This window comes from Pseudomonas sp. EA_65y_Pfl2_P74, assembly GCF_963970575.1.
GTDB classification, from domain to species: domain Bacteria; phylum Pseudomonadota; class Gammaproteobacteria; order Pseudomonadales; family Pseudomonadaceae; genus Aquipseudomonas; species Aquipseudomonas baetica_A.
Window position 1 is genome coordinate 1 of sequence record NZ_CAXAOQ010000060.1, and the last position, 5,462, is coordinate 5,462.

The window sequence follows — 5,462 nt, forward strand, 5'->3', positions numbered from 1 at the left end:
GGAACCCGAAGTACCGGATACTTCGTGGGTCCAGGTGATTTTGCGGTAGGTGAACTGCACTTCTTCCAGGTGGGTGAAGTGCGAGTTGCCTGGATCCTGGCAGTTGTGCATTTTGTTGTTGATGGCGGCATAGGTAATCATGAACGATGAATATTATCGAAGTCATCGGCTTTCGGAGTTGCATGTATCCCTTTTGCTTCTTGAACGCGGTAATACGCCTCAATCGTCAACGATGGATCGATACGCGCTTTCACGATGCAGGGTTCTTTTTGCCATGGATATTCCTGCAACTGTTTGGCCAGAGCCTTCTGGCCGCCTGTGATCCATCCTTTCTCCGACTGATCTCTCCATCGTCGTGGGTTGCGGCTAGTTTTTGCGTCGTGGGCCACTGTCACGGGATCAAGATGGCGACTTTGCTCAAGCACAGGCAGGTCAGGCAGCGGCTGCGTGATATCCATGTAACGCTGTAGACAATCCCAAAAAGCGAGTGTGTTGGCCTGATCCAATCCCAGCGAGTGAACCTTGGTCGCCAAGCAAATTTTGGTGTCGGTATAGCGATGATGCAGCCACAACGCGTAGTCGTGGGAGCCATAACCGCTTGGAAGCAGTTGCAGCACCGGATCGAACTCTTCAAATGGGGCAACGAAGAGACGACGGAAGCGACGCTTGAAACGAAGCATACCGTCAAGGCGGTTGAACTCGCTTCCGTCGTGGGTGCTTATTTTACTGTGGAGCCAAATCAGCGAGTCTGAACCCAAAGTGGCCATGAAATATAAGAAAGCACCGGCCCATAGAGCGATCTGCATACCATCGTCGCCAAGGATCGAGTCTTTTAGCCAATATACAATGCTGCTGTTTACTATAAGGCCGAAGATTTGCAGGAGGTGGACCGTTCTCTTTCCTGTCATATATAAAGTTAAAGATGTGAGCATTAGAGTTACGGCCGAAAGTGCGATTAGCAGGCCAAGTCCAACTTCGGGAGGGCCATAGCCGAGCTCCGGTTTGATTGAACCGAATATCCATATAGTCCACGGTGTCCATATGAATGTGAAACACAGAATTTTAAGTACAAATAGTAAGTGCGGGATTTTGCTAGAGTTTTGAAAGCGCCATCGAATGGCTCCACAATATAATTCTTCTTTGGTCTTGTCTTGCAGTCTCTGGTTTGTTATCTGCTTTTTACTTTCCAGTTGAGCCGTGATCTCCATCTCAGGGTCTAAATTAGCGTAATGACCGAAGGCAAGATGAGTATCAAAGCTCCCTGACCGATTGGCATCTTTTGCCCATTTCGGCGGTGGCAGAGGGTCAGTGTTATCGCTGCGATAAGCACCAATATCGTATGGTTTTTCCATTCTTATGGTCATGCTAAAGTCTCAGTAGTTTCAATCTGCCAATACGGTGGCGCGGCGTCCGGTTTTAAATCGTCCGGTGGCAAACGACGATTGGCAGCGGTGAAGGCCGACCAGGATTTTGGGCTAGGTTGAGGTAATACTAAACTCTCGTCTGCTTGATCGGAACTAAGTTCAAATTGAGCACTTACTTTTAGACCCTGAGTGATACGTATACTGTGGCGATCCAAAGGACTTAGTTGTACAACTGGAAAATTGGCAGGAAGTACATAGAGAACACTGGTGGTGTCGATTGAGAGTGCAGCGAACTTAGGGGGCGCAGCAGGTACACGTTGATAACGTTTGATGTCGAAAACACCGTTGACACGCATACTGCTCTGGAATTCCTGCGCGATTAATTGAAACTGCTTGTTGTTTTCGAACATAGACAGTAGCGGAGAGCTGAGGACGATGACCCAGTCTTGGTCTACCAATGTCTGTTTTCCAGGAGCGACGCATTGTAATTCCGTGCTTGGAAGTGGTGCACGATCAGAATCTGCCTGTTGTAGTATTTTGAGGTGTGATGCTGGAGCTCTTTTCCGCCACTCGCTCAATCGATGCACGAAAATTTGTGGTTTTCCGATAATTCCGAGCAATTGCTGAAAGGCAACCTGTTGGTCTTTCAAGTGAGAGAAGCGTTGAGCATTGCCTAAGGCTTTGTCTAGTATTCCTGCTTCGGCAAACTGATTGCCGAAAGGACCTTTTTTTACAACGATTTCGATATCGCTATCCGTTAACAAGTTGGCCGCAATAGTGCCACCGATGGATAGAACCATACCGATCACAAGAGCGTAAGGATTAAGGACTAGCCCGAAACCGTAGGCTGCCCATAGACCACCTCCTGCTGCGGCTACACCATAAGCTGCGGCTGCATTCGTATCTCCCTGATCCAGCGCGCGGTAGCTATCCCACCCGCTCAATAATGCACCACCAACCGTAGCCGATCCTCCTACCGCTCTGAGGATCGGTAACTTTGGACTACCTGTTTGCAGTTTTAAATTTTCTGCCCAACGAGTGGAAATTTTTTCTACATTAAATCGAGGTTTGGTCAGTTGTTGCTCAAAGGCAGGGCCGATCAATAGTTTGCTATGACTTCCGAGGGCCGCAATTAAGTCCATCGAAGCACTTGCAAGCCCGGCGATCCCTCGTCCCCATTCACCGCTTGCATTAAGGTCATCATATGCTTTTATTTGGACCCAAAGATTATAAGCAGCGAACGCCACCATCAACGTAGGCACGGCTTTGTTCTTTTCCATCGTCTGGGTCAAAGCGCCAAAACGAACTCGGAATGCACTGTAGTTGGCCAGGTCTGCATTCCCTTTTGGGACCGCAATGACCGTGACATTGCGCAATGCAGGCTGACCTGCTGTTGAGCCGCGTGGACTGGTACTTCCCACACTTGTGCCGGACTGATCGTGAAGCGTCGCGTAACGGTAACTTTTGCGAGTGAGTGCCTGGCGTTCGACGTCAGTAAGTCCGCCACGCAGTCCTGCACCTTGCACACCGATGACAACATACTCTTGAGCCAGTGCCTGACCGTAAGGCATCAACTTGATCTCTGTCATTTTTGGCGAAAGTGCAGCCAAGGTTACAAATGTAGGGGAAAACAAGCGATCAAGCTGGATCTTAGACGCATTCTGAGACAAACGACCGATTTGGGCCACGACGCTGGCACCGAAGTTATCGAGTAAGTCTGCGAGGAAATATGCAAAACCTTTTCCGGCGCTGGGTTGGTCAACTTCGCCAGTTAACGATGCCGTCAGCATCAATGTACTCAACCCCATGGCTTCCGGTACTGGCGCTTGCCCACTGTTGCGCATGGATTTTAGACGTTTTACAAGTTCTGGAAGTTGCTCAGCGGTTTTTGCTAGCAGCAGGCTACCCAGTGGGTGCTGTCCTTGCAGCAGGTTTTGTACGAGTCGATTAATGGAACCGGTCAGTTCCGTATAACCTTTGCCGGTATACATGACATCGCTACGCTCGGGTACCTGATTTAGAGCGTCAAGGGCCAGGGTCAGTAGGCTATAGGGCTCGACTAAGCCTTCATCATTCCGATAGCACCAGTCGAGGAGTGTTGGTTGGAGTTGTTTGTCCAACACATCGACAAGTATCGACAGTCTTTTTGCCAGCTTCTCACGGGACTTTTCACGTTCTTCTTCGAATACCACCGTTTGCAATTTGGGTAGGTCGACTTTGTCTTTTAGATCTGCAAGAGGGCCCGCCAGTGTGCTGTATAAAACTTGTGCATATCGCCCGTGGGATTGGTGAGGGACCAAGGCATTAAGGGTTTGCAGATAATCGACGCATTCCTTTACCTGTGAAGTCGCATGACGAAGGGCGAACAACGGGTCATCGAGAATCATGCCAATCAGATGCGGGTAATCACGCAGCCCCTTTTGAGCCAACAAATCCTCTCCCGCCTCCAACGCTGGCAGGGCTGGTGGTGGCGTATGTTTGATTTTTTGAGCCAGTTCTTCTTTGCGCTTTTGCAGCTTCAGGATTAACGCATCGGGTTTGAAGGCTGCGAAGTCCGGAGTGAACTCCGCAGGGTCTTCCATCGCAGCTTCAATGCTGAAATCCCGAGAGCGCAGCCCCTTGGTCAGTTTTTTGATTGGCGTCGCGGGATGAATTGAGGTGGCCTTCCAGATCGTGGTTTCACCCGCTGTTGCTGCCCAGGCGGAGGCCATATTTTGGCTGCGTGCCTTGATGCGGCTTGGGTCTTCTTCCAGCCAAGTGATGTATTCCCATGTCCAGGAAACTTCGCTGAAGGCCATGCTGAATTGTCGACCCACAAATCGGCCCTGAAGAAACATCGGCACTAGAATCAGTTGCTGTTTAACGCCCACCGGCTCGCGTTTATCGGCGTTGCCTTTTTTATCCGCGAGTTTCCGCCAGTGAACCAGGTCAACTTCGGACAGTTGTCCTTTGCCGTCGGTAGCGAGTTCACGCCAAACCTTGTTGTTTTGGAATACATAAACGCGGCCCACACGCGGTACGCCGCCTTGCAGGGTTTCATTGAGCTTGTCGTGGCCCGGCAGGCGGGCCAAAGGGGTAATCGCGAGCAAAGTATTTTGCTGGTACTTGTCCAGCTCTTCGGTGGTTTTCGCATCCACCATGATAGGGATTTGCAGCTTGCCGCCATCGATTCGATCAACACTTAGTGCTAATCGTGATTTCTGATCATTATCGTAGTCAGTCTTCTTGCGCGTCCCTTCGGTAATGGACTTGTCCTTGAACTCACTCATGCCTTGTCCTCTGGCCCCAACAATTGCAATTGACTGCCCAAATCCGGGTCTCCCCACACGTCTACGATGAGCGCCTCTTTGCCTTTCTCGCTGGTTTTTCTTGGTGCGGCCGTGTTGACCGGTGCGTTGCCCAGCGTTTGCCCGACCGGTGCGGTATCGGCCGGCTTGGGCGGTACAGGAAGTACCGCAGCAGCGCCAGTACCGCTTCCGGGGCTGCCGCCGGAGTTGATGTTGATCACCGGGCCGCTCATGGTAACGCCAGCGGCGTCGATCTTGATAAAGCTGCCCCCTCCGATCAGCGTCAGCTCAGCTCCCGCTTCCAGCACGACCTTGATGCCGCTATCAAGATGGATTTCCTGCCCCGCATCAATGAACTGCCCAGTCCCAATCTTGATGTGCTGGTTCACGCCCACGGTCAGGTGATCGTTGGCCCGAGCTTCAACTTTTCGGTCTTCGTAAACGATGTGATGTTCTTCGGCCTTGAATTCCGTGTAGCTGTTCTTCTCGACCGTGTCGTGGCGCTCGTTGCCGACGCGGATCTTCTGGTCGTGCTCAACGTTCTCGTCCCAGTCGCGCTGGGCGTGCAGGTAGATCTGCTCCTGACCTTTTTTGTCTTCGATGCGCAGTTCGTTGTAGCCACCGCCGCCCATCGAGCTCAGGGTTTTGAAGGTGCTGCGGGTCTTGTTCGCGGGCAGGGCGTACGGGACGGTGTTTTCCTTGTGGTACAGGCAGCCGCTGATCAGCGGTTGATCGGGGTCGCCTTCGAGGAAGGTGACGAGCACTTCCATGCCGATGCGCGGGATGGCGATGCCGCCGTACTGGGCGCCGG

The 5,462-nt window shown here is 51.7% G+C and carries 3 protein-coding genes and 1 pseudogene; all 4 read right to left on the reverse strand.

All coding sequences use genetic code 11. The features are described 5' to 3' along the window. A pseudogene (locus AACY18_RS27655) lies at positions 1–123 on the reverse strand (Hcp family type VI secretion system effector); the annotation flags it as partial. Between the two features lie 14 nt (positions 124–137). Next, positions 138–767: a hypothetical protein gene (locus AACY18_RS27660; RefSeq protein ID WP_339434338.1), complete on the reverse strand. Its 630-nt coding sequence runs from the start codon at positions 765–767 to the stop codon at positions 138–140. Positions 768–1,360: 593 nt separating this feature from the next. After that, on the reverse strand, positions 1,361–4,633 hold the full coding sequence (locus tag AACY18_RS27665) for a hypothetical protein (RefSeq protein WP_339466815.1): 3,273 nt from the start codon (positions 4,631–4,633) through the stop codon (positions 1,361–1,363). Beyond that, the coding region (locus AACY18_RS27670) for a type VI secretion system Vgr family protein (protein WP_339466816.1) at positions 4,630–5,462 on the reverse strand (833 nt) is incomplete at its 5' end. The genes AACY18_RS27670 and AACY18_RS27665, both read right to left, overlap by 4 nt.